The organism is Tepidicaulis sp. (assembly GCF_965222285.1).
Lineage (GTDB): Bacteria > Pseudomonadota > Alphaproteobacteria > Parvibaculales > Parvibaculaceae > Tepidicaulis.
In genome coordinates this window covers 2,971,912-2,997,011 of the sequence record NZ_OZ244942.1, presented here as the reverse complement: position 1 = coordinate 2,997,011, position 25,100 = coordinate 2,971,912, and the positions used below count along the sequence as shown (strand labels likewise).

Here is a 25,100-nt window from a genome sequence, read left to right as displayed (position 1 = left end):
TGAATTGCGGTCCTGACCTCAAGCAAGCTGGCAGCTTTTCCTTTCGGTTTTGCAAAGAAAACCGGGCAAGCGGCTGGAAGGAAGGAGAGGGCCCGCAGGTTATCCTGCGGGCCTTTCATCCGGTCAGGCTTGCTGGATGTTCCAACGCTCTTGCGGGGCAAGATCGACGATCTGGCCGAAGCGGGATTTTTCCAGCTTGAAGGAACACATCATCGCCCGTTCGCTGGCCTTGGCGAGGCCCAGCTTCTTGATGGCGAGCGCGGCCGCGCTTTTGGCATAGGCCATGGGGCCATTATAGGCGGCGGATTTCGGCGTGTAGCCCAGATGCCGGCGGGCAAAACCGTTGGCATAGTAAACGCCGTATTTGCGCCGCGCGGCGGGGGTGAAGAATTCGGTCGTGATCGACACGTTCAGCCCGTCGAGATTGTCCACCCGGTGCGGCGCGTTGAGCGGCCAGGAGACGACTTGTCCCGGTTCGAGATCGATGGCGACGGCCTCCTTGTCCCATTCCGGGTCATAGGCGATTTCTTCCTCCGTCTCCCGCAGCACGATGCCTTCGACGGACGTGTCGGGCAGATGGGTCTTGTTATCGGCATCATAGACCCAGACGCGCTTGCGCCCGCGCAGATGCCAGAGCGCGATCATGGGAATGTCCATATGGTAAAAAACCCGCGCGCCGGGAGAGGAAATGAGCAGGCTCGATTCATGTTTGAAGGTTTTGAGGCCCGGATTGGAGGCTTCGAGCTCGGCGAAGGCGTCCTGCACCATCTGGTGATACATGGGCGCCACGATGTCGAAACGGCGCAGGCACAGCCAAAGCTGGCCGTCCTTGATGGCCTGCAGCACTTCCGCCCCGCTCAGATCGCCCTTATCGCCATTGCGCCAGACCTGGCGCTCGCCCTGGGGCGTCATGGTGGTGAGCATGTAATATTCGCGCGGATAAGAATCGATCAGTTCGGCCAGCGCCTCATCGGTGAAGAGGCCGCTCTCGCCCATGCGGTGGGGGATGTTAACCAAGTCCGTGCCGAATTTGGCGCCGTTTTTCTGTTCCGTGTCGGTGATCCAAGCCATTTCACACCATCCTTCTATCCCGGGCCTGTGGCCCATTTTGAGAAAAGCCTTTTGTCTTTTCCGGGGAAGGAGCACGTTCCGTGCCAGGAGGATGCGCTGTAACAGGGGTAAATTCTTAACCGCCCGTTAAGCATGGACCTCAAATCTAAGTGACCGCTTATACATTTTCTCAAGTTCTATAGCCGACACTAGACCATAGGTTGAGTGGAGTGGTTCGAAACCATGTCTTGTCCTTTGCCGAAGAATGAGATCGAGCGTCAGAGCGCCGTCGAGCGCTATGATATTTTCGATAATATTCAGGATGAAAATTTCGACCGGATCACGCGTCTGGCCTCGGCGGTTTTTCAGATGCCGATCGCGCTTGTCTCGATCATCGACAGGGACCGGCAATGGTGGAAATCTCGTGTCGGCATTTGCGACATGGAGGGCAAGCGCGAGCATGCCTTTTGCGCCCATGCGATTATGGGAGAAGACGTTTTCGTCGTGGAAGATTCCCATACCGATGATCGCTTCATCGACAACCCGCTTGTTACCGGCAATCCCAATATCCGCTTTTATGCCGGCGCGCCGCTCATCACCGAAGATGGCTTCGTGCTCGGTACGCTTTGCGTGATCGACACAACGCCGCGCGAATTCTCGCACGCCGACAGGCTGCTGCTTAAGGATCTGGCGCATGCCGTGATGACGGAAATCGCGCTGAAGGAGAAAGAGGCCCAGGCCAAGGCCTTCGAAGCGCTCAGCGTGCGCGATGCGCTGACCGGCGCGCTCAACCGGCGCGGCTATGACAAGGAAGTGCCGGAGACGATCGGCCGGGCTGTGCTGATGGACAGTCCGCTGCATATGGCGGTCATCGATATCGACCATTTCAAGGCGATCAACGACCGCTATGGTCATGTGGCCGGCGATCTGGTGCTGAAAGCCATGGCGGATCTCTGCATGACCGGCATCCGCGGCGAGGACCGTTTCTACCGCCTGGGCGGGGAAGAATTCGCCATCGTGATGCCGGGCGTCGATCTAGACGGCGCGCTTTTGGTGTTGAACCGGCTGATGGCGCGGATCCGCCAGCAGCAGGTCGTGCTGCCCGATGAAGTGCTGACCTACCGCGTCAGCATGGGTCTGACCGGCCTAAAACCCAGCGACAATCTTGCCGCCATGTATAAACGCGCCGACCAGGCGCTTTATGAAGCCAAAGGCTCCGGGCGCGACAAGATTGTGATCTGCGAAAAGCAGCACAAGGTCGCCTGATCCTCAATGAGCACCCCGTTCCACGGGGCTTTGAGGGCTACCTTCCCGATTTTCTCTCTGCTATAGCTGTCTTCGCCCGCCCGCGGGCCGGAGAATGGGGTCCCGTAGCTCAGTAGGATAGAGCATCAGATTCCTAATCTGAGGGTCGCAGGTTCGAATCCTGCCGGGATCACCATTTTCTCTGCGGGGCGTGAAAGAAAAAGCGCGGGGGTCGCCCCGCGCTTTTCGTGTCTCTCATTGGGCAGCCCGCGCTGCTTAGTGCTTCATGATTTTTGTCAGGAACTGGTCCATCTGTTCGCGCAGGCCCCCTGCCTGTTCTGCAAGACTGGCGACGGAGCCCGACATCTGGCTTGCCGCTTCGCTCGTCTGGCGGACAGTGTCTTCCACACCGCCGACATTCTCCGTCACATGGCTCGTGCCTTCGGCGGCTTCCGTCACATTGCGGGCGATTTCGGATGTGGCGGCATCCTGTTCTTCGACCGAGCTGGCAATCGCCGTTGCGATGGTGCTGATCTCGTCGATCGTTTCCTGAATGGAGGCGATGGCCGTCACCGAATCCGCCGTAACGGACTGAATGGCCGCGATCTGGCTGGAAATCTCTTCCGTTGCATTCGACGTCTGATTGGCAAGCGCCTTCACTTCGGAGGCAACGACGGCAAAGCCTTTGCCCGCTTCCCCGGCGCGCGCCGCTTCGATCGTGGCGTTGAGCGCTAGAAGATTGGTCTGGCTTGCGATATCGGTGATGAGGTTGACCACTTCGCCGATGCGGTTCGCCGCTTCCGTCAGGCTCTGCACGGTCGCATTGGTCGAGCGGGCCTGATCAACGGCGCGCGAGGCGATGTCGGAACTCTTCATGACCTGCTGGCCGATTTCGCGCACGGAGGCGGAAAGCTCTTCGGCGGCGCCGGCCACGGTCTGCACGTTGGAAGAGGCGCGGCCCGAAGCATCGACGACAAGCGCGGTCTTCTCCGCCGCGGTGTGCGCAAGTTCGGTCATGGAGCGCACGCTGTTTTCCACATCCGAGGTGGCGGAACTGACGGAGCCGACCACGGCTTTCACCTGCTCAGCCATGCGCAATTCGTCCGTCACGACGCGCCAGCTCATCATCGCCGCGCGGTATTTGCCCTCGCGGTTGGTAAGCGGGCTCAGCGTCAGATCGAAGCGCTCCTCGCCCAGTTCAACAACGGTGCTGAAAGGCAGGTTTGCCGGATCGGCGGCGCGCTTGCCCTCTTCCTGGCGGTTCTTGAAAAAGATATCGATGCTTTGCCCGGCAATTTTGTCGGCTTTCACCGGCAAGGCGTTTTCGACCATGCGCAGCGTTTCGGTGCCCGTTTCATTGACGTAGCTGACGGTCAATGTTTTGGGATCGACGGTGGCGACGGAAACGGGGATCTGGTCCACCATCTGCTGCAGGCGCCGTCCGTTCGACAGTTCATGAGCGATGGCGGCCATGGCCTGCCAGACGGGGCCGGCCTTGCCTTCCTCGGCGCCCTCCGGGAATTCCACGAATTCCTGCGCCGCGAGCATCTGCACGGCATCGGCGAGCGAGATCTTGCCGGCTTTGGCTGTGCCTTGCCCCTTGCCGCGGCCGAGGCCGGCGATGGAGCCGAAAAGAGACGAATCTTTGGTTGCCGGATTTACGGACATAAATACTTCCCCACCCTTACAATGGCTTATGCGCGCGCCGGATCCCCTCCCCAGGCGCGCTCTTTGCCTTATCCGTCCAGTAACTCAGAAAAATCTTATCAAAACGGTAAGATCAGCCCCGTTCGCTTGCTTGTGATCTTGGCCTGTAATCTTCCCTTTAATCTTTAATGCAGGCCATTTATTGCGGGCCGGGCTGTCGTTCTTGCTGGAAATGGCAGATTTCCGGCATTTCCTAAAAGTAATTCTCTAAATTTAAGAAAGAATTGCACCCTTATTGGAAGGGATTTTCTTAGATCTTAAAGACATAGTGCAGCTTCTATTTTAACGGCCCGCCCGCGCCCGCTGGAAGGCGGCGGCGCGCCGGGCCGGCGCTCCTTCAGGAGCGCTGTTTTTTAAATGGAGCGGATTGTTGCAAGGGCCGATTGCCGGAGAGGCGCAAGGCGCGCGCGCGGAAGATGCCGGGGAGCATATCGTCTCCTCAAGCGGGCTGCTGGTGATCTCCAAGCAGCCGCTGCTGCGCCAAGCGCTTGGCGGGCTGGCGCAGCGGGTGCTGGCGCCGGCTCATATCGTGGAAGCCGGCTCGCTGGGCGAGGCGCGCGGGGTGCTGGCCCGGGGCGCGCCGGTAGGCGGGGCGCTGTTCGATGTGCCCGCACGCGCCAGCACCGAGCCTGCCTTTTTGCTCGGCTCGCTTTTGCGGGCGCAGCCGACGCTTGCCTTTGCGCTTTTTCTCGACCGGGACGATTTCTTTCTGATCCCCGAATTCATGGCGCTCGGGGTAAGCGTCTTTCTGCCCAAACATGGGGATATCCGCGAGCTGGAGCGGGGCCTTCGGGCCTTTGCCAAAGGCGGGGCGCATCTGCCTGATTATGGTGCCGATCCTGAGGGAGAACTGCGGGCCGGAGAGGACGAGGGCTTCGGCGAGGCGCCGCCCGGTTTTGCCGCGCAGGCGGGGGGCAGCGCGCTGGCAAGCCTCACCCCGCGCCAGCATGAGGTGCTGCATCATCTGGCGGCAGGGCGCTCCAATCAGGAAATCGCCGAGCGGCTGGGCATCGCCCTTGCCACGGTCAAATTGCATGTGAACGCCATATTGGCCGGGCTGAATGTGCGCAACCGCACGGAAGCGGCAATCATTGCTCACCGGGCCGGCTTGCGGGATGATGAGGGCGGGGAGATACCGGATGGGGCCGGCGCCTGAGGGGCGGCCCTCCGGCTGTCTTCCCGTGCAAGTTCCACTTCCAATGCCGGTATGCCCGGCCAGCCGGTATTTCTGTGACCTTTCGAGCTTTGGCGGTTCATGCCTTCCTTCCTGTCACCCGTTGTGGTTTTTCTTACTCTGGGAACCTTCCTTTGGGCAGGGGCTGCGCGGGCGGAGCCCTGCGCCATGCGTGAATTGCCGGGCGGGGTGGTCGAGGAAGTGATCGATGGCGATACGGCGCGCCTTGCCGATGGGCGTGAGATCCGCTTCGTCGGCATTCAGGCGCCTAAACTGCCTTTGGGGCGAAAGGGCTTCATGCCCTGGCCTTTGGCCGAAGAAGCGCGGGCGGCGGCAGTGGAACTGATGCTCGGCAAAGAAGTAGCGCTAAGCGTGGATGGGCGCTCGGTCGACCGGCATGGGCGGGTGCTGGCGCATCTTTTCGTCGGCGAGGAGAAAATCTGGGTGCAGCGGGCGCTGGTCGAGCAAGGCTGGGCCCGGGTTTATAGTTTTGCCGACAATTACGGCTGTACGCTCGAACTCTTGGAAGTGGAGGGCGAAGCGCGCCGGGCGCTGCGCGGCATCTGGGCGCATCCCTTTTATGCGGTGCGCAGCGCGGACGATTTGAAAAAGCTGGAGGGGCTCACGGGCTCCTTTCAGCTGATCGAGGGGGAGGTCATCGACGTCTCTTACGTCAAATCGAAACTCTATATGAATTTTGCCCATGATTGGCGGCGGGATTTCACCGTCACGATCACCAAGCGCGATCTGCGCCGTTTCGGGCCGGGCAAGCCCGTGCCCGATATGCTGGCGGCGCTGAAAGGCGGCGTGATCCGGGTGCGTGGCTGGCTGAGGGACAGGAACGGGCCGGAAATCGTGCTCACCCACCCCGAGCAGATCGAGGTTCTGGTGTTGCCGGGCGCGCCGCCTGCTTTGCCGCAAACCGAGGAAGATGAGCCCGGTGAATGAGGGCGGTCAGTCTTCGAGCAGTCCCAGCCATTGCAGCTGGTCCATGATCGAAATCTCGCAGGCCGAGGTCACCTCCAGCCCGCGGTCCTCGTAAATATCCTTGCCGGTGGGGGCATATATTTTGGCGCGCGCTGCCATGGTTTCGTCGCGCTCGCGCAAAAGCGCCTCGACTTGCGGGCGAAAGAGCAGACACATGGCCGAGAGCCAGCGGCCCGTTTGTTCGAAAGGTCCGGCGACATTCATGTCGAACCGGTCGAGCATCGCGATGACATCTTCGGCCGGATAAAAGGTTTCTCCCGTCACCCAGCGGTTGGTGGTGAAGAGCCGGGCGGGCAGGCCGTGATGGTCGATGGAAAAGCCGATCAGATGGCTGAGCGCGTCCTTGCCTTCCGGCCAGTCCTGTTTGTCCTCGCCTTCATGGGAAACGGGCTGGACGTTTTCCGGCATGCCGCCCGCGCGCATAAAAGTGTGGAAATGTCCGTGTTCTTCCCATTCCCCGTTATGGGAGTGGTAGTAGAACTGGGCATGGGTCACAGGGTCGAAGACGTCGCCCTTCGGATAATGCTGCCATTCGTAGAAGGGGGCTTCGGCATCGAAAAGCGCGCTGACCACGTTGCGGTTATTGGCGGCCAGATCGTTGGCGATCTCGACCACTTCTTCGGCGGCCGCTTCCATGCGGCGGCGCAGCTCGGGAGCGATCAGCGAAAGGTCGGGGCGGTAAGGGTCCTGTTCACGCACGGCAAAATTCCTGAGGTTGACCACCCCTCTATAAACGACAAACCCGGCGCAACACAGCCCCGAAAGGCCCTGTTGCGCCGGGTTTTTCAAATCACGTGCTTAGTGTGCGCCGCAAGGATTGCAGGGGTTGCACGGATTGCAGGGGCTGCAGCCGCCTGCTTTGCACGGGTTGCAGGGATTGCATGCGCTGCAGGATGCGGCCTTGCAAGGATTGCAGGGCGAGCAAGCTGCGAATGCGGGGCCTGCGGCTACCGCGCTCGTCATGGCCATGGCCGTGCCGAGCACGAGAGCGGTTTTCTTAAAGCTTTTCTTCTGGGAGTCCATTTCCCACCTCTCATCGTGGATTAACGTGAGTACTCTAGTGAGAGGAGGATTTGTGTATCAATATAACTAAAATCACATATGCGTGTGTTCAGTCTGCATTCAGACGGTCCATGTACTGTCTGCATAAAAAGCAGGCAGCGGCGGTGTTAGGGGGATGGCGCGTATGGCGCAAAAGGAAAGAGTAATGCGGTCCGCAGGCGCCGCTCTTTGGAAGGTTCTTGTTCCCGCTTTTATAGGCGCGGCGTTTGCCGGGCTTGCCGCCTGCACGACCAATCCGGCAACGGGCGAGGAAGACTTCACGCCTTTCATGTCGCCGCAGGAAGAAGCGCGGATCGGGGCTGAGGCGCATCCCCAAATCCTCAAAGCCTATGGCGGCGTTTATGAGGACGCAGAAGTCGGCGCCTATGTCGCCAAGGTCGCGCTGCGCGTGGCGCGGGCCTCCGATCTTCCCGATATTCCTTATACGGTGAGCGTGCTCGACAGCCCGGTCGTCAATGCCTTCGCGCTGCCGGGCGGCTATGTCTATGTGACGCGCGGGCTGCTGGCGCTTGCCAATAGCGAGGCGGAGCTTGCCGGGGTGCTTGCTCACGAGATTGGCCATGTCGCCGCCCGCCACAGCGCCCAGCGTCAAACCGCCGCCGTCGGCTCGCAGATTTTCGGTACGCTGCTCGGCGCGGTGGTGGGAAGCTCGGCGGTCAATCAGCTTTTCAATCTAGGCAGTCAGGGGCTGCTTGCCAGCTATTCGCGCGAGCAGGAGTTTGAAGCGGACAGTCTCGGCGTGCGCTATCTGGCGCGGGCCGGGTACGATCCTTATGCGCAGGCAAGTTTTTTGAAACAGCTCGCCGATGAAACGGCGCTTGCTGCAAAACTCGCCAACCGGGATGCGAATGCCGCACAGGTCGACTGGCTGGCGACGCATCCAGCAAATGAAGCGCGCGTGCGGGAAGCCGCGCGCCTTGCCGCGGAAACGGGCGTGCCGCACGGCGCCGGGGAGATGAATGCAGCTGCGCATTTGCGCGCCGTTGACGGGCTGCTTTACGGGGACAGGCCCGAAGAAGGCGTGATCAGAGGCAGGGAGTTTTTACATTCCGGTCTCGGCTTTCGCTTTAAGGCACCGGCGGATTTTCATCTGCAAAACACGCCTGCCGCCGTCTGGGCCTTCGGGCCGGATAAGAGTGTGGTCAAATTCGATACCGGGGAAAAAGCGCCGCGCCTGGATATTGCCGATTACCTTGCCAATGACTGGGCGCGGCAATTGCGGCTTTCGGGTTTGAGGCGTTTTGAGGTGGGCGGGCTTGCCGCCGCCGAAGCCTGGACACGGCTGCAGAATATGCGCACGCGCATCGTTGCGATCGAGGGGCGGGAGGGGCGCGTCTACCGTTTCCTGGCCGGTACGGCGCCGCAGGCAGGCGGCGCGCATGACGCCTCGATCGACGGGATGGTGAAAAGTTTCCGGCTCCTCTCCAAAGCGGAAGCGGCCCGTATCAAGCCGCTGCGGATCCGCACGGTAAAGGTTCAGCCGGGCCAAAGCGCAGCCTTGCTTGCCGCGCGCATGAAAGTTGAAGCTTATGCGCTTGAAAGGTTCCGGGTGCTGAACGGCCTGGGCGAGGGGGGTGAGCCCAAACCGTCCAGCACGGTCAAACTCATCGCCGAGTGAGGCGGCTTTCCCGCAAGAGGGCAGCTGCGGGAGAGGGAGGCGATGGGTTTGCGGAACCTCAATAGCCGTGAAGCGCGGCCTCGGCGTTCTGGCCGAGCGAGGCGACGAGGGCCTCTTTCATTTTTTTGAGTGCCTGCTGCTCGATCTGACGCACGCGTTCTTTCGAGATGCCGAGCTGCTTGCCCAGCATTTCAAGTGTCAGCGGTTCTTCGCGCAATTGCCTTGTCTCGACGATTTTCTGTTCCCGCTCGCTCAGCTCTTGCAGTGCGCGGGCGATATGCTGGCGCAGAAGTTCGGTATCGCGCGCGGAGATCGCCTGATCGTCCGGGCTTTCGTCGTCGCCCACAAGCAGGTCCTGCCATTGCGGCGCATCTTCCTCGCCTGCACCGCCGGCCGGGGCATTGAGAGAGCGGTCCGAACCTGAGAGGCGTCCTTCCATGTAGGCCACGTCCTCGGGCGAAACATGCAGCATCTGCCCGATCAATTGGTGGTCGGTATGGGTGAGCGCGTCCTTCGTGCCGTTGGCGATTTTGGCGCGCAGGCGGCGCAGGTTGAAGAAGAGGGATTTATGCGCCGAGGTCGTGCCCGTGCGCACGATCGACCAGTTGCGCAGGATGTAATCCTGGATCTGGGAACGGATCCACCAGCCTGCATAAGTGGAAAAACGCACGCCCCTATCCGCGTCGAAACGCTGGGCGGCGTGCATCAGCCCGACATTGCCTTCCTGGATGAGATCGCCCACGGGCAGGCCGTAATGGCGGAAGCGGTACGCCATGGCGATGACGAGGCGCATATGCGCCTGGGTCAGCTCATGCAGGGCGCGGGTGTCCTGGTTGTCGGCCCAGGCCCGTGCCAGTTCCTGCTCGCGTTCGAGGGTCAAAAGAGGTTTGCTCAGCGCGTTTTTGGCAAAGCGGCGCTGGGCCGTTTGAGATTGTCCAACTTCTGTTGCCGCCATTCTCGCTCTCCCGGTTTTCGGGGCGGGGCGCTCTCCGCCGTTGTCATCTCCTCATACGCACTCCATCACAGTTTGGATTAGTTCCAAAGTCACAAGGCGTTTATGCCCTTGTTATCGCTAGGGTTTTTGGAAGTGTGACGAAGGGGAGAAGGGTGTGTAGGCCGAAACAGGCAAATAAAAAGCCCGGCTGAAGCCGGGCTTTTTGAGCGGAATGCAAAAAAGGGTCAGGCCGCTTCGGTCGGTTTCGCCTTGGCGGCGGCCGTTTGCAGAATGTCCTCGATCTTCGCGCTGGCAGCTTCGGCGCTCGTCTCTTCGACGGCGGCGATTTCGCGGGCCATGCGGTCGAGCGCGGCTTCGTAAAGCTGGCGTTCGGAATAGGACTGTTCGGGCTGGCGCTCGGAGCGGAACAGATCGCGCACCACTTCGGCGATGGAGATCAGATCGCCCGAATTGATCTTCTGCTCATATTCCTGGGCGCGGCGGCTCCACATGGTGCGCTTCACGCGGGCGCGGCCTTTCAAGGTGGTCAGCGCTTCCTCGACGACGGGCTTGTCGGAGAGTTTGCGCATGCCGACCGAGTCCACTTTGTTGGTGGGCACGCGCAGCGTCATCTTGTCCTGCTCGAAGGTGATGACAAAAAGCTCCAGCTTGTGGCCGGCCACTTCCTGCTCCTCGATTTCCAGGATTCGGCCCACCCCATGCGCCGGATAGACGATGGATTCGTTCGGCTTGAAGTTGATCACCACTTTTTTCGGCGCGGGCTTCGGCTTGGGCGCCGCTTTCGGGGCCTCGGCCTTCGGCTCTTCCGCTTTCACAGGCGCCTTGGCGGCGGGCTTGGCCGCTTTTGCTTCCGTCTGCGGGGCGGTTTTGGCCTTTTTGGCCGGGCTTGCCGCCTTTGCTGCCGGTTTTTCTGCCTTAGCCGCGGTTTTCTTGGTTTCCGCCGGTTTTGCGGCCGCTTTTTTCTTCGGCGCAGTCTTCACGGCGCTTTTAGCCGCAGCCTTTACTGCCGGCTTCTTGGCGGCGGTTTTAGCGGCCGGCTTGCTGGCGCCGGTTTTCTTGGCACTGGTCTTGGCGGTGGAAGCGGCTGCTTTCTTGGCAGCGGTCTTCTTCACGGCGGCTTTTTTTGCGGCCGGTTTCTTCGCCGCCGCTTTCTTTACAGCGGTTTTCTTGGCGGCGGTCTTCTTCGGTGCGGCTTTCACGTTGGTTTTTGTTCCGGTCTTAGAGGTTGTTGCTTTTTTTACGGGGGCTTTTTTGGCCGCGGTTTTTTTCGCGCTGGTTTTGGCGGCAGCGCTTTTGGCTGCCGGCTTCTTTTTCGCCGCCGTCTTTTTGGCGGCGGCTTTCGGGGATTTTTTTGCTTTTGTCGCCATAGCTTCGTTCCATTCTCGCCGGGCTTCCCCTTCTGGGGGCGCCTGCTTCCAGTTCACGAAAAAATCCAGCCGTTCAGGGCCAGCCGTTCAGGGTATGCCGTCTTTGTTCCGTTTTGCCCCGCGGGTCCCGCGCGATGGACTGGCCGGTTCAATTATGAGGCAAGCCTGTCAGGTTCCAGTGCGGTGAGCCCATCTCCCGCGTTCAGTTTGCTCGTTTGCCGTGTGCAAAGTTTCTGATACACGCAATTTCGAGGTTCCTGGGCGCCAAAGCGGCAGGAACGGGTGTCAGGCACGGCCATCGCTCAAAGCAAAAGCGCCGTTTTCCGGCGCTGTCGTCGATTCGCACGAGCCTATTTGTTGCTCTGCATACCACATATTTTCCTAAAAAGGAAGCGCGCGCTCCCAAAAGCCTCCTGAAAACAGAAGGATAGGGCGGTTTTGTCGAGTTTTTCCTTAACCCAAAGAAAAAGGCGCCTGAGGTCAGGCGCCTTTCCGGGTCATGTATTGGGGTGGCTCAATCGCCTTCGCCGGGCTCGGGGGAGAAATATTTCTCCAGCTTGCCTTCCTCGCCGTCATGTTCGGCCGCATCTTCCGGCGCATCGCGCTTCATGGTGATGTTGGGCCACTTATTGGCGTAATCGGTGTTGAGCTCCAGCCATTTTTCCAGGCCCGTCTCGGTATCGGCCTTGATGGCTTCGGCCGGGCATTCAGGCTCGCAAACGCCGCAGTCGATACATTCGTCAGGGTGAATGACCAGCATGTTCTCGCCTTCGTAGAAACAATCCACGGGGCAAACTTCCACGCAGTCCATGTATTTGCACTTGATGCAGTTTTCGGTCACCACATAGGTCATCGTGCTCTCCGGTCTTTCGGCCTCTGGCTTCGTTCTGGTGCGCCAGGGCTTTTACTGACTGCAAGCTAGTTGCTGTCCAATCCCAATTTCTGTCGCGCCCTTTGCCTTGCAGCGCCGGATTCGCGGTCCGGAACGTATATCAGCCCGGCAACGCGCCGCAACAGGTTGGCCTCGAAGTCGTCGAGCCGGCCATCGGCATAGACGACTTCCCAAAGCTGTTCGATGAGCTGGACCCGGCGCTCGTGGTCGAAATCCTCGCGCAGTTTCGAGGTCCAGCGGAAAAGATCCGTCGCTTCCACGTTTTCCGCTTCCGCTTCGGCAAGAAGCAAGGCGGCTTCTTCCTCGCTCAGGCCGAAGGACTGGCTGAGCGCCGCGGAGATGACGTCGCGCTCGGCGGCGCCGAAATCTTCATCCATCAGGGCCGCGCGCACCAAAAGTGCCGCTGCGGCCACGAGCCCTTCATCGAAGCTCTTTTCGTCACCTTTGTCTGGCGTCTCGGCAAAGAGCGCCTTGATCCGGTTCAGCATCGCGGTCCTCGATTTTTATTTTCCATATCCGAATAGGATATTAATAACAACTACAAATATTTTATGGGAATTAGTGATTCCCGCCTTGTCCCGCCTCACTCCGTGGATTTCAGCCGGTCGATCTGGCGCCTCTCGGCTTTGGTGGGCCGGCCGGCGCCCTTGTCTCTTTCGCCCGCTTCCGGCTTCGGGGCTGCGGGGGCGGGCGGGGAAAGGTCTTCGTAAAGCCGCTGAGCTTCGCTCGCCGGCCCCCGTCTCGTACCGGGGGCAAGAATTTTGATCACGCGAATATGAGGCCCTAGAGGGAACGTAAGCACGTCTCCCGCGCGCACAAGGCGGCTGGCTTTTTGTGCCCGCTCCCGGTTGACGCGGACCTTGCCGCTCGCCACGAGTTTGGCGGCGAGGGTGCGGCTTTTAACGAAACGGGCAAACCAGAGCCAGCGGTCGAGACGTTGTGTTGCGGCCGTCTCTGCAGCCGGGTCTTCCGGCGGGGCCGTCATTCCTTGCCGGATTTTTCTTTCAGCACGGCCAGCGCGGCGAAAGGAGAATCGGGGTCGATCTTGTCTTTGCGCGCGGGGCTGGCTGAAAAGCGCTGCGGGCCGGATTTCGGCTTGCCGCCTTTATGGGGCGGGCCTTTGCGTTTGCCCTGGAACTTGCCTTTGGGTTTCCTGCCGCCGTCTTCGGCCCCTTTGCCGCCATCTTTTGCCGCGTTCTTCGGCTGGCCGCGATGATCGGGCCGGCGCGCGCGCGGGTTGTGTTTACGCTGCGGACGCCAGATTTCCGCTTCGACGAGCTCATCGCCGGTTTCGGCACCGGCCTCAGCAGGTGCGGCTTCCGCGGCGGGTGTTTCAGGCGCTACGGGTGCCGCCTCGCCGCCTTCCAGATTTTCGTTCTGGGATGCGGGAGCCGGTGTTTCAGGCGCCGCGGTGGGCGTATCGTCCGCCGTGGTCTCGGTAAGCGCCGCCGTTTCTGTGACGCCATCGGCGGCAGGCTCTTCGGCGAGTGCGGCTTCTGCGGCAACTTTCCCCGGCAAGGCGATTTCGGAGGCGGCGGGGCCTGCCTCTTCCTGCGATATTGAGGGCGCGGCCTCTGCGGCAGGCTTGGGTTCGGGCGCCGGCGGCTGTTTCTCCGCCTCGATCACCGATTGGGGGACTTTTTCAAGCTGCATGCGGTAGCCGAGCCCGCGCAGAAGCCCGGCGAATTCTTCGCCCGAACAGCCGACAAGCGACATCATGTCGGGGGTGACGCGGAAGCCGCCTTTATAGCGCCGCTCGGCAATGACCGGGCGGATGAGGTCGGCCAGGCGCTCGAGCATATCGAGGCGCACGGCGCGCGTGCCGCAAACGCGGAAGCCCAGCGCTTCATAGAAACCTTGCGGCGCGCTCTGTTCGGCGGGCGCGGAAGTGAGGCCGGGTGCCGGCGGATTGGGCAGATCGGCAAAAGGATCGGCTGCCTCCGTGTCGCGCTGCAGGCTCCAGAGCGTCAGCAAAAGCCGCGCGGGCGCAGGCTTCAAAAGGGCTGGCATGAAGACGGAATAAGCGCCGAAACGCACGCCGTATTTGCGCAGCTGGCTGCGGGCGGGCTGGTCGAGTTCTTTCAGCTCATTCGCCACCGTCTCGCGGCGCAGATGGCCGAGATTTTCGTAAAGCTGGAAAGCGATGCCGCGGGCGAGGCCTGCAATGTCTTCGGCTGCGTTCAGTTTGACGAGCGGCTCGAGAATCTGGGCGATATGGGCAGTCAGCCATTTTTCAAGCCGCGCCTGCACCTGCTCGCGGGCCGGGCCCGTCAATTGATCCGAAGCGATGAGTTCGACTTTCGGGCGCAGCGCGCCCTCGCCTTTGTGCAATTTGGCAACGGACTGGCCTTCCCAGAGAAGACGGCCATGCTCGCTTAGCGAAATGGCGCCGTCTTCGGCAGCGGCAAGGCGCGCGGCGCGGCTTTCTATTTCGCTCGCAAGCGCTTTCAGCGAGGCGGCGCGCAGGATTTTGTCGTGCACGCCTTCGGCGCGCGGATCGGCCACGAATACGAACCCTTGCAGCCGGCCGACATATTCGCCCTCTACCAGCACTTCTCCGTCAGCAGTAATAGACGCCATCAGTTCCTCGTTTTGACGCAAACGTTTCATGAGCACACTTGTTCGCCGGTCGATAAAGCGTTGTGTCAGACGCTCATGAAGCGCATCGGAAAGCTTATCCTCTATCGCGCGGGTGCGCTTTTGCCAATGGTCCGGGTCTTTCAGCCACCCGTTCCGGTTGGCGACGAAGGCCCAAGTCCGCATATGCGCAATGCGTGTCGAGAGCGTATCGATATCGCCGTCTGTTTTGTCCGTCAGCGAAACCTGTTTGGCAAGCCAATCCTCCAGAATGATACCGTCTTCCATGAGGAAAAAGTAAAGCCGTGACAAAAGTGCGGCGTGATCGGAGGCCATGATTTTGCGGAAGTCGGGCACTTGCGCGACTTCCCAGAGAAGTTTGAGCGCCTCTTTACTGCCTGCTTTGTCCCGGATTTGCCCGTCGCGGGCCATCAGGCCGAGCGCCTCGAGATCGGAGGCCATTTGTGCGCGCACCAGCCCCTCGCGGCGCGGCGGCGCCTCAAGGCTCGTTATCAGCCGGTCGATGGAGGAAAAGTCGAGATCGGTATTGCGCCACTGAAACTGCCGGTCGGGCTCGAAATAATGTTCCTCGATGCGCTCGGCGGTCTCGCTGTCGAGAGGCGCGGCATCCCCCGTCGTGCCGAAGGTGCCGTCATTGGCATAGCGTCCCGCGCGCCCGGCGATCTGGGCAAGTTCGCTGACGCGCAAAGGCCGGTGCTGGCGCCCGTCGAATTTCTCAGTCTGGGCAAAGGCCACATGGTCGATATCCATGTTGAGCCCCATGCCGATGGCATCCGTTGCCACGAGAAAATCCACATCCCCGTTCTGGTAAAGCTCGACCTGCGCATTGCGGGTTCTGGGGGAAAGCGCGCCCATGACGACGGCGGCCCCGCCTCTGTGGCGGCGGATGAGCTCGGCAATCGCATAGACCTGCTCGGCGGAGAAGGCGACGACGGCGGAGCGGCGCGGCAGGCGGGTCAGTTTGCGCGGGCCCAAAAAAGTGAGCTCGGAAAAGCGCGGGCGGGTTTCGATATGGGCGCCGGGCAGCAATTTGGAAATGAGAGGCCGGGCGGTTTCAGAGCCTAAAAACAGCGTCTCCTCAATGCCCCGGGCGCGCAATATCCGGTCGGTAAAGACATGGCCGCGCTCAGCGTCGGCGGCTAGCTGCACTTCATCGACGGCCAGGAAATCCACGGGCTGGCTGACGGGCATCGCCTCGACCGTGCAGACCCAGTAGCGCGCGCGGGCGGGCACGATCTTTTCCTCGCCCGTGAGTAGCGCGACGGACGGCGCGCCGATTTTGCGGCAGACCCGCTCATAGACCTCGCGTGCCAGAAGCCGGAGCGGCAGGCCGATCATGCCGGTCCTATGGCCGAGCATGCGCTCGATCGCCAGATGTGTTTTGCCGGTATTGGTCGGCCCCAGAACGGCGCCGAGGCGGCTGTCGGCATACACAAGATGATGTGGGGAAGGTCGGGTCATTACAGGGGCACAATCGGGGCAAAGCGGCCATGTGGCAAGGGTCAAAACAAGCCCGCTACCGCTGCGGATAAAAGGTTAAAATTGGCTCGGTTAAGAAATGGATCAATAGGGAAACAAAGCACGTCCGAATCACTGACATGTTCGTTTTCGTGTTCCGTTCACGGCTAAATATTGTGGTGAGGCAGTGACTTGCACATAGAAAGCGTTAACGCCGCTGCGGCGCCGGGCGTACTTCTTAACGTTTGACGGGAAGGTCTTTTGGCAGTGACGCGACGTCAGGGCGCGACTTGGCGCGACAGCGCTTTTCGCGCGCGGCACACAGGATATAGTTCTCCCATCAGTCATTGAAAAAACAGCACCAAGCAACAACGCAAATGACGCTTTAGGGAGGGACCTTATGGATTTCGATATCCCGCAAGATCTGCGCGATTATCTTCTGATCCTCGACGATTTCATCGAAAAGGAAATCAAGCCGCTCGAGGAGCAGGACGACAATATCCGTTTCTTCGATCACCGGCGCGAACATGCGCGCACCGATTGGGACAATGGCGGGCTGCCGCGCCACGATTGGGAAGAGCTTCTGTCCGAGATGCGCCGCCGGGCGGATGCCGCCGGGCATTTGCGCTATGCGCTGCCGGAAGAATATGGCGGCCAGAACGGCACCAATCTCGGCATGGCGGTGATCCGCGAGCATCTGGCGGCAAAAGGGCTCGGGCTTCATAACGATCTGCAGAATGAAAGCTCGATCGTCGGCAATTTCCCGACCGTGCTGATGCTGCGCGATTTCGGCACCGAAGCGCAGAAGAAGGAAATGATCGAAGGCTCGATCGCCGGCAAGGTGCGCATGGCCTTCGGCCTCACCGAGCCCAATCACGGCTCGGATGCGACCTGGATGGAAACGCGTGCGGTGCCGGAAAAGCGCGATGGGGTCGATGGCTGGCTGATAAATGGCGAGAAGATGTGGAACACGGGCATGCATGTCGCCACCCATGATCTGCTTTTCGCCCGCACCTCCGGCAAGGACGGCTCGGCGCGCGGCATTACCTGTTTCATCGTACCGACGGATGCGCCCAGCGTGAAGGTCGAGGAATATCTTTGGACCTTCAACATGCCGACCGACCATCCGCGTGTTTCCTTCAAGGATGTCTGGGTGCCGGACACGGCGATCCTCGGCGAGCCGGAAAGCGGGCTCGCGCTGGCGCAGCATTTCGTGCATGAAAACCGCATCCGCCAGGCAGCATCCGGCGTCGGCGCCGCGCAATATTGCATCAGTGAAAGCGTGCAATATGCCAAGGACCGCGCGCCTTTCGGTAAGCCGCTCGCCTCCAACCAGGCGATCCAGTTCCCGCTGGTCGAGGCGCATACGGAATGCGAGATGATCCGCAATCTGGTTTACAAGACGGCCTGGCAGATGGACCGCATGTCGAAACCGGATGTGGCGCGCTATCTCTCCGATAAAGTCTCGATGTGCAATTACCGGGCGAACCGTCTTGTCTGTCAGGCAGCGGATCTGGCGATCCAGGTGCATGGCGCCATCGGTTATTCGCGCCACAAGCCCTTCGAGCATATTTACCGCCACCACCGGCGCTACCGGATCACGGAAGGCTCGGAGGAAATTCAGATCCGCAAAGTGGGCGGGCACCTTTTCGGCTTTATCGACAAGCCGGCGGCGAAGAAAGCTGCTGCCGAATAGGCCAAGGCTTCACCAAATGTGCAAAAGGCGCCTCAGGGCGCCTTTTCTTTTGGGGGTCAGGAAGCGGTGACGGCTACACCTTCCAGGCACAATCTTTCCGGCGGCAGCCAAAGCGTGACGCGCGTGCCTTTGCCTTCCTCGCTTTCCAGCGTGAAGCGGCCATCATGCATTTCGATGAGCGATTTACAGATGGGCAGGCCAAGACCGGTGCCCGACTGGTATTCGGTCGTGTTGTTGGTGGCCTGGCCGAAGGGCTGCATCACATGCTCGATCTTGTCGGCGGGAATGCCGAGACCGGTATCGGTGACGGAGAAGTTAAGTCCGCCATTTGCCGCCCGCTCTGCGGCAATGGTGATGATGCCGTGTTCGGGGGTGAATTTGACGGCATTGGAAAGCAGGTTCAACAGGATCTGCCGGATGGCGCGCAGGTCCGCGAGGATCAGCGGCAGGTTCGGCGCAAGTTCCATCATGATGGTGATGTGCTTTTCATTCGCCTTGGGCTGGGTAAGCAGCACCGACCATTCGACCGCTTCATTGATGGCAATTTCGCGTGCTTCAAGTTCGTAGCGCCCGGCCTCGATTTTTGAAATATCGAGAATGTCGTCGATGACGCTGAGAAGATGCCTGCCGCTCGTCAGAATATCTTTCGCGTAATCGGAATAATGCCGGTCGCCCAGCGGGCCGAAAAGCTGGGTATGCATGATTTCGGAAAAACCGATAATCGCATTGAGGGGGGTTCTGAGCTCATGGCTCATGGTGGCAAGGAAACGGGACTTGGCGCGGTTGGCAAGCTCGGCGCGCTCCATCGCCTCGCGCAGCTCCCCCTCGCTCTGGCGCCGCTCGATGGCAAGGCCGGCAAGATGGGCCGCGCCGTCCGCTTTGCTCAGTTCCTTGGTGCTCGGCGTGTGCGGCTGGATATGGAAAACGGCAAGGAGGCCGAGGAGGCGTCCCTTGCGCGAGATGATGGGCTGCGACCAGAAGGAGCGCAGGCCGATCTGTTTCAGGCATTCGGCCAGATGCCCATCGACCTTGCCCGCGGCAATGTCCGGCACGATGGCGCCCTGGCCGAGGCGCATGTCCCGCTTCAGCAAGAGCGCGTCATGGGAAATTTCGCCGCTTTCCAGCTTGTCGCGGATGGTGCGCGGCAGGGACGGGGCGACGACGTTTTGCGGCTTGCCGTCTTCGATCAAGACCAGAAGCGCGCGCAGCGCCGGATTGGTTTTCTCGATGTCGTAAGTGAGGCGGCGCAGGATCGTGTCGAGCGGGGCGTCCTGGGCAAGTGCGTTCAGGATTTCCAAGTGTTCGCTCAACTCGTCGTCAATGTGTTTGCGCTCCGTCACATCCCGGACGTTGGCGATGAAGCCGCCGACATTCGGGTCATGGCGCATATCGGTGATCCGCGCTTCGATCCAGACGCGCCGGCCTGTCGGCGTCAGAATCTGATCGGTCAGCATCAGCGGCGGATAGGGCGCATCGCTTTGCAGCGAAAAATGCTCGATGGCCTTGCGGCGGGTGTCCGGGGGAATGAGATCGGAAAGCGGCACGCCCAGAAACGTTGTCGGGTCATAGCCCAGATGTTTGATGGAAGGCGACATGTAGCGGATATTGCCCGCCTGATCGGTCAGAATGATGCCTTCCTTGGCGTTTTCCACGAGCGCGCGGAAAAGCTCTTCCTGGCTCGATAGATCGGCATTCGCCCGCTTCGCGCTGGCCAGCGCGTCTTCCGAAATATCCCGGGCGCGCTCCAGATCGCCGATCAATTCTTCATTGGCGATGTGGATAAGGTTGTTGTCGAAGTCCCGTTTGGCGGCGCGCAGGGCGACGAAAAAATTCACGCCGAGCACGACGATATTGATCGGGAAAATCACCGGATTGATGACCACCGGCAAGACGGCAAGGCCCGCTACCATCGTGATGAGATAGGGCAGGTTGCTCATGACAAAGACGCGCGGGATCATTGTCATGGTGGTGACGGTGAAGAAGGACGTGCAGATCAGGACGAGCAATACATAGAGCGACTGGTCGGGAATGGCCGTATTCCAGAAGACCGGCACGATCGCGCTCCAGGCAAAAGAACCGAAAAGGCAGGTCCAGCCGTAAAGGCGCGCCCATTTGTCGGGATCTGCGGCGACGGCTGCCATATCCTTTTGCATCATCCGGCGCAGTCCCCAGACGAGGGCGGCATGCAGGCACATGGCGCCGACCCATAGCGCGGGGACGAAGGCGGGATAGATGCTTTCAAGGAAAAAGGCGAAAAAGACGGAGAGCAGCGGGAGCGCGGGCAGCACGGCCACGTGGCCGTTCACCAGACGTTTGATCTGGCCGAAACGGATACGCCGATAGGTGTCGGCCGGAACCTCGAGCGGTGACGCTCGTCCCTCCTCTGGTCCGTCCTGGACGTGCAATGGATCTGTCCCTTCAGACAACCCTGACCTCTCAACCCCATGCTTGCTCGTTCTTTTATGGGCCCGATACGTAAAGTTTCCTCTAAATCCGGAAGAATTCGGCAAGGGGAGACGGTATTTCGCGCCCGGGTTTTGTGCGAAAATGAGCCAAAGCGGCGCCGATTTTCAGAAAGTGTTAAACTTCCCGGTGCCGCTGCCGAGGCCGGATCGCGGCTTTCAGCGGCCGCGCGCCCCGATTTTTCCCGTAAGCCCCTACGGCAGGGGATGGGGCGGGGCGGCAGGCGGGCGTGATGCGTTGACCGGCCCTTTTTGTTTGCAGATACTCCGCGCCAAATAGCGGCGGGCATGGGTAAAAGAGCCCGCCGGGACCAGCGACAGAACAGGGAAGCCGCGTCATGGCCGATAAGAAAACCGTCAAGGATTGGGAAGCGCAGGCGAATAAGCAGCTCAAATCGCGCAGCGTGGACGATCTCGTCTGGAACACGCCCGAAGGGATCGACGTCAAGGCGCTTTATACCGCCGAGGATCTGGAGCGGATTGCCGGGGAAGGCTATGACGTCAACAGCCTGCCGGGCTTTGCCCCTTTCACGCGCGGGCCGCAGGCGACGATGTATGCGGGCCGTCCCTGGACCATCCGGCAATATGCGGGCTTTTCGACGGCAGAAGAATCCAACGCCTTTTACCGGCGCAACCTTGCCGCCGGGCAGAAGGGCCTGTCGGTCGCTTTCGACCTGGCCACGCACCGCGGCTATGACAGTGACCATCCGCGCGTCGTCGGCGATGTCGGCAAGGCCGGGGTGGCGATCGATTCCGTGGAAGACATGAAGGTTCTTTTCGACGGCATTCCGCTCGATGAGATGTCCGTCTCCATGACGATGAACGGCGCGGTCATTCCGATCATGGCGAATTACATCGTGGCGGCGGAAGAGCAGGGCGTGTCGCCGGACAAGCTCTCGGGCACCATTCAGAACGACATTCTGAAAGAGTTCATGGTGCGCAACACCTATATCTATCCGCCCGCCCCTTCCATGCGCATCATCTCCGACATCATCGCCTATTGTTCGAAGAATATGCCGCGCTTCAACACGATCTCGATTTCCGGCTATCACATGCAGGAAGCGGGCGCGACGCAGGTGCAGGAACTGGCCTTCACGCTGGCGGACGGCATGGAATATGTGCGCGCGGCGCGCGAAGGCGGCCTCGATGTGGATGCTTTCGCGCCGCGCCTTTCCTTCTTCTTTGCCATCGGCATGAATTTCTTCATGGAAGTGGCAAAGCTGCGCGCCGCGCGTCTTCTCTGGCACCGGATCATGAGCGAGTTCGGCGCCAAGGATCAAAAGTCCCTGATGCTGCGCACGCATTGCCAGACCTCCGGCGTTTCGCTGACGGAAAAAGACCCTTACAACAACGTCATCCGCACGACGCTGGAAGCGCTCGCCGCGGTGCTTGGCGGCACGCAGAGCCTTCATACCAATGCGCTCGATGAAGCCATTGCGCTGCCGACGGATTTCTCCGCCCGTATCGCGCGTAACACGCAGCTCGTCATTCAGGAAGAAAGTGGCATCACCAATGTGATCGATCCGCTGGGCGGTTCTTACTATGTGGAAACGCTAACCCATTCGCTGGCGAGCGAAGCCTGGAAGCTCATTCAGGAAGTCGAAGAGCTGGGCGGCATGACGAAGGCGGTCGAATCCGGCATGCCGAAGCTGAAGATCGAGGAAGCGGCTGCCCGCAAGCAGGCCCGGATCGACCGGGGCGAGGAAGTCGTGGTCGGCGTCAACAAATACAAGACCGACAAGGAAGAGCCGATCGAAATCCTCGATATCGACAATGCCAAGGTGCTGAAATCCCAGGTCGACCACTTGAAAAAGCTGCGCGCCAGCCGCGACGAGGCGAAGGTGAATGCTGCGCTTGAAGCGATCACCAAAGGCGCGGAAGGCAATGGCAACATGCTGGCACTGGCCGTCGATGCGGCGCGGGCGCGGGCGACCGTCGGTGAGATTTCCGATGCCATGGAAAAAGTGTTCGGCCGTCACAAAGCGGAGGTGAAATCCGTGTCCGGTGTTTACAGCCAAGCCTATGAAGGCGACGAGCAGTTCAAGAAACTTTCCGCCGATATCGAAGCCTTTGCCGAAACCGAAGGCCGCCGCCCGCGCATGCTGGTGGTGAAGATGGGCCAGGATGGGCATGACCGCGGCGCGAAAGTCGTGGCGACCGCTTTTGCTGATCTCGGCTTCGACGTCGATGTCGGCCCGCTTTTCCAGACGCCGGAAGAAGCGGCCCGCGATGCGGTGGAAAACGACGTGCATGTGGTGGGGATTTCGAGCCTTGCTGCCGGCCACAAGACGCTGGTGCCTCAGCTTATCGAAGCACTGAAAAAAGAGGGCGCGGAAGATATCCTCGTCACCGTGGGCGGCGTGGTACCGCGTCAGGATTACGATTTCCTGATGCAGTCCGGCGTTGCGGCGATCTTCGGGCCGGGCAGCAACATTATCGATTGTGCACAGGATGTACTACGGCTCATCGGCGAGCGGCGCCGCGCGCTGGCGTAAGCTTATTAAGGGAAAGTTTAAGGCGTGTGCTGCGCGGCGACGCGCTCCATCCCGTCGATCACGACACGGCTTAGATGCGCGGTAGCGTTGATGTAGCGGGTTTCGATCAAAAGGCGCACGGGGACGTAAAGCTCTTCCCCTGCGCCTTTTTCTTTGCCTTCAAAGGGAAACCTGGCGATCCAGACCGTGAAGGGTTTCAGCGGGTCTTTCGCCTCGGCCACTTTCCACTTCTGGCTGTAGCCGGCGACGGCCTCATAGGAAATCTTGCAGCGCAGGGCCGGGCCTGCATAAGCCTCTTCCACGGTGGGCTCCAGAATGTCCTCGCCGTCCGGCTCGAAACGCAAGTTGAAGACGCGCCGCCCGTCGAAAACCGGGATCACCTGACGGCAGGGCGCGCCGCCTTTGTTGAGTGCGGTGAAGATGCTGGCGGAAAGCGGGTCGACGGTTTTCTGAAGTACCCGGTCGGAAAGCCCGCCTTGCGCATGCACCCCGTCCTCGGGCACGGCGGTGACGTCATAGCCGCCGCTGTTTGTGCGGGACATATAGACCGAGCGCTCGCCGAACGTGCCTTCATAGTCCTGGCTGTAAGAGAGAAGCTGCGGGCCCTGCGGGGTCATGACGCCGCGCGCCTGGCTTTCCATATGGCCGTTGAAAAACGTATCGGCGATGCCTTCGGTCTGAACTTGCGAAGCGATTTCGTAGTTTTGCGGCGTGATCACCGCTTGCGTGTCGAGCGAGAGCACGTGAAAGCCGCCGCCGTAAAACTGATAGCTGAGATCGACCGCGGTGACGGCGGAGGTTTGCGGCGTGAGCGTGATGGTGCGGGTGAGCGTCGGGGCGGGCGTGCTCTCGCCAAGGCTTTGCCCGGCGGGCAAGGCAAGCAGCGCTGCCGCGCCAAGGGCGGCGGCAAGGCGGCTAGGTCTTTTAACGCTTTTCGTTTCTTCGGGCATTCGGCAATCCTGCATTCAGCCCCGGACTGTCCGCGGAAGACTGTGTTTTACGTCTCGTCTTTCCGGGCGACGTTCTCATTATGATGGAGCGCGGCGGCGCATTCGGCAAGATCGCCGGGGGCTCTTGCGCCGAAATCTGCAAACAAATTGGGGATGAGGGGAACACGGCAGCGTTCGAGCCACGAAATTGGGGGTCCAGGCTTTTGGTGAAATGCCGCCGCGTTCCCTGAGGGGCACCTTGGATTTTTGCGGGTGAACGGTTGCTGAACGGGTGGACGGGAGAAGCTCGATATGGACGCCAGCGCCTTTCCCCGCTATGCAACAGGCATGGAAAAAACCGCAGAAAAGAGCCGCGGCGGCCGCGGTCCGGTCAATATCGAGGAAATGGCGGCGGCGATCCGTACCGGCAACCGCACGGCACTGGCGCGCGGCATTACGCTGATCGAATCGACCCGCGCCGACCATCAGGAACAGGCTCAGGCGCTTCTGGCCGCGCTTCTGCCTGAGACGGGCAAAGCGGTGCGGATCGGCCTTTCGGGGGCCCCCGGCGTCGGCAAATCCACCTTTACCGAAGCCTTTGGTTCTTATCTGACGGGCCAGGGGCTGAAAATCGCGGTGCTCGCCATCGATCCGTCCTCCGCGCGCACCGGCGGCTCGATCCTCGGCGACAAGACGCGGATGGAAGAGCTGGCGCGCGATCCCAATGCCTTTATCCGGCCTTCTCCTTCCGGCGGCACGCTGGGCGGTGTGGCGCGGCGCACGCGCGAGGCGATGCTGCTGACGGAGGCGGCAGGCTTTGATGTGGTGCTGATCGAGACGGTGGGTGTTGGCCAGTCGGAAACGGCGGTCGCCGACATGGTGGATATGTTCGTGCTGCTGCTCTCGCCCGGCGGCGGAGACGAGCTTCAGGGCATCAAGCGCGGCATCATGGAGCTGGCCGATCTCGTGGTCGTCAACAAAGCGGACGGCGATCTTCTGCCCGCCGCCAAGCGCGCGGCCATCGAATATAAGACGGCGCTTCATCTGATGCGGCCGAAAAGCCAGCACTGGCTGCCGGAGGTACGCCTTGCCTCGGCGCTGAAGGGCGAAGGGCTTGCCGATATCTGGGAAACCGTCCGGCGCTATGAAGAGATCATGAAAGAGACGGGTACACTCGAGGCGCAGCGGGCGGACCAGGCCCTTGCCTGGATGTGGAATGAGCTGCGTGAAGGGATGATGGAGAAGCTGCGCACCCATGAGGGCACGAAAAGCCGTCTGAAAGCCCTGGAAGGGGAGGTGGCGGGCGGCAAAACCACGCCCACGGCGGCGGCCCGCAGCCTTTTGGCCCTGCTTCTGCGCGATTAGCGGGGCGGCCCAGTGGCGGGCCCCGGCGGCAGGCCCCGGC

19 protein-coding genes and 1 tRNA gene are annotated in these 25,100 nt (G+C 60.8%); 9 read left to right on the top strand and 11 right to left on the bottom strand.

Annotated features, from left to right (window positions below):
* Positions 1–123: 123 nt before the first annotated feature.
* Positions 124–1,071: a hypothetical protein gene (locus tag ACOQOT_RS14250; RefSeq protein WP_420559852.1), complete on the bottom strand. Its 948-nt coding sequence runs from the start codon at positions 1,069–1,071 to the stop codon at positions 124–126.
* Positions 1,072–1,293: 222 nt separating this feature from the next.
* Here ACOQOT_RS14250 and ACOQOT_RS14245 point away from each other — a divergent pair, with 222 nt between their 5' ends.
* The gene (locus ACOQOT_RS14245) at positions 1,294–2,316 is read left to right on the top strand and encodes a GGDEF domain-containing protein (protein ID WP_420559851.1); all 1,023 of its coding nucleotides are present in this window, start codon (positions 1,294–1,296) and stop codon (positions 2,314–2,316) included.
* Positions 2,317–2,414: 98 nt separating this feature from the next.
* A tRNA-Arg gene (locus ACOQOT_RS14240) sits at positions 2,415–2,491 on the top strand.
* An 80-nt stretch (positions 2,492–2,571) separates the two neighbouring features.
* On the opposite strand, the gene ACOQOT_RS14235 is transcribed toward ACOQOT_RS14240, so the two are convergent.
* Positions 2,572–3,963, bottom strand: a complete 1,392-nt coding sequence (locus tag ACOQOT_RS14235) for a methyl-accepting chemotaxis protein (RefSeq protein WP_420559850.1) — start codon at positions 3,961–3,963, stop codon at positions 2,572–2,574.
* Positions 3,964–4,372: 409 nt separating this feature from the next.
* Here ACOQOT_RS14235 and ACOQOT_RS14230 point away from each other — a divergent pair, with 409 nt between their 5' ends.
* Together ACOQOT_RS14230 and ACOQOT_RS14225 are read left to right on the top strand one after the other, a co-directional pair.
* Positions 4,373–5,158: a helix-turn-helix domain-containing protein gene (locus ACOQOT_RS14230; RefSeq protein ID WP_420559849.1), complete on the top strand. Its 786-nt coding sequence runs from the start codon at positions 4,373–4,375 to the stop codon at positions 5,156–5,158.
* 186 nt (positions 5,159–5,344) lie between these two features.
* A complete protein-coding gene (locus tag ACOQOT_RS14225; protein WP_420559848.1) occupies positions 5,345–6,124 on the top strand; it encodes a thermonuclease family protein in 780 nt (259 codons plus the stop codon).
* Positions 6,125–6,130: 6 nt separating this feature from the next.
* Here the strand turns inward: ACOQOT_RS14225 and ACOQOT_RS14220 are convergent, their stop codons facing one another.
* Complete coding sequence (locus tag ACOQOT_RS14220; protein WP_420559847.1) at positions 6,131–6,862, bottom strand: DUF6969 family protein; 732 nt, start codon at positions 6,860–6,862, stop codon at positions 6,131–6,133.
* A 508-nt stretch (positions 6,863–7,370) separates the two neighbouring features.
* Between ACOQOT_RS14220 and ACOQOT_RS14215 the strand changes: the two genes are divergently transcribed.
* Complete coding sequence (locus ACOQOT_RS14215; RefSeq protein WP_420559846.1) at positions 7,371–8,843, top strand: M48 family metalloprotease; 1,473 nt, start codon at positions 7,371–7,373, stop codon at positions 8,841–8,843.
* A gap of 58 nt (positions 8,844–8,901) precedes the next feature.
* Here the strand turns inward: ACOQOT_RS14215 and ACOQOT_RS14210 are convergent, their stop codons facing one another.
* On the bottom strand, positions 8,902–9,798 hold the full coding sequence (locus ACOQOT_RS14210; RefSeq protein ID WP_420559845.1) for an RNA polymerase factor sigma-32: 897 nt from the start codon (positions 9,796–9,798) through the stop codon (positions 8,902–8,904).
* A gap of 224 nt (positions 9,799–10,022) precedes the next feature.
* The gene (locus ACOQOT_RS14205; RefSeq protein ID WP_420559844.1) at positions 10,023–10,541 is read right to left on the bottom strand and encodes a CarD family transcriptional regulator; all 519 of its coding nucleotides are present in this window, start codon (positions 10,539–10,541) and stop codon (positions 10,023–10,025) included.
* Here ACOQOT_RS14205 and ACOQOT_RS14200 point away from each other — a divergent pair.
* Complete coding sequence (locus tag ACOQOT_RS14200; protein ID WP_420559843.1) at positions 10,513–11,352, top strand: hypothetical protein; 840 nt, start codon at positions 10,513–10,515, stop codon at positions 11,350–11,352. The genes ACOQOT_RS14205 and ACOQOT_RS14200 overlap by 29 nt on opposite strands.
* 327 nt (positions 11,353–11,679) lie before the next feature.
* Here the strand turns inward: ACOQOT_RS14200 and fdxA are convergent, their stop codons facing one another.
* From fdxA to ACOQOT_RS14180, 4 genes are all read right to left on the bottom strand, one after another.
* Positions 11,680–12,018 carry a ferredoxin FdxA gene (gene fdxA, locus ACOQOT_RS14195; RefSeq protein WP_420559842.1) on the bottom strand — a complete coding sequence of 113 codons (339 nt, stop codon included), beginning with the start codon at positions 12,016–12,018 and terminating at the stop codon, positions 11,680–11,682.
* A gap of 65 nt (positions 12,019–12,083) precedes the next feature.
* Positions 12,084–12,545 carry a TerB family tellurite resistance protein gene (locus ACOQOT_RS14190; RefSeq protein WP_420559841.1) on the bottom strand — a complete coding sequence of 154 codons (462 nt, stop codon included), beginning with the start codon at positions 12,543–12,545 and terminating at the stop codon, positions 12,084–12,086.
* 95 nt (positions 12,546–12,640) lie between these two features.
* Positions 12,641–13,042, bottom strand: coding sequence for an RNA-binding S4 domain-containing protein (locus ACOQOT_RS14185; protein ID WP_420559840.1), 402 nt, complete (start codon positions 13,040–13,042; stop codon positions 12,641–12,643).
* Positions 13,039–16,116 (bottom strand): helicase-related protein, encoded by a 3,078-nt coding sequence (locus tag ACOQOT_RS14180; protein WP_420559839.1) that lies wholly within the window; start codon positions 16,114–16,116, stop codon positions 13,039–13,041. The genes ACOQOT_RS14185 and ACOQOT_RS14180 overlap by 4 nt, the downstream gene beginning before the upstream one ends.
* Before the next feature lie 397 nt (positions 16,117–16,513).
* Here ACOQOT_RS14180 and ACOQOT_RS14175 point away from each other — a divergent pair, with 397 nt between their 5' ends.
* Positions 16,514–17,809 (top strand): acyl-CoA dehydrogenase family protein, encoded by a 1,296-nt coding sequence (locus ACOQOT_RS14175; protein WP_420559838.1) that lies wholly within the window; start codon positions 16,514–16,516, stop codon positions 17,807–17,809.
* A 56-nt stretch (positions 17,810–17,865) separates the two neighbouring features.
* Here the strand turns inward: ACOQOT_RS14175 and ACOQOT_RS14170 are convergent, their stop codons facing one another.
* The gene (locus tag ACOQOT_RS14170) at positions 17,866–20,235 is read right to left on the bottom strand and encodes an ATP-binding protein (protein ID WP_420559837.1); all 2,370 of its coding nucleotides are present in this window, start codon (positions 20,233–20,235) and stop codon (positions 17,866–17,868) included.
* Between the two features lie 374 nt (positions 20,236–20,609).
* Here ACOQOT_RS14170 and scpA point away from each other — a divergent pair, with 374 nt between their 5' ends.
* A complete protein-coding gene (gene scpA, locus ACOQOT_RS14165) occupies positions 20,610–22,766 on the top strand; it encodes a methylmalonyl-CoA mutase (protein ID WP_420559836.1) in 2,157 nt (718 codons plus the stop codon).
* 17 nt (positions 22,767–22,783) lie between these two features.
* Here the strand turns inward: scpA and ACOQOT_RS14160 are convergent, their stop codons facing one another.
* Positions 22,784–23,716: a DUF3108 domain-containing protein gene (locus tag ACOQOT_RS14160; RefSeq protein WP_420559835.1), complete on the bottom strand. Its 933-nt coding sequence runs from the start codon at positions 23,714–23,716 to the stop codon at positions 22,784–22,786.
* Between the two features lie 327 nt (positions 23,717–24,043).
* On the opposite strand from ACOQOT_RS14160, the gene meaB reads away from it, so the two are divergent.
* Positions 24,044–25,060, top strand: coding sequence for a methylmalonyl Co-A mutase-associated GTPase MeaB (meaB, locus tag ACOQOT_RS14155; protein WP_420561958.1), 1,017 nt, complete (start codon positions 24,044–24,046; stop codon positions 25,058–25,060).
* Positions 25,061–25,100: the final 40 nt, after the last annotated feature.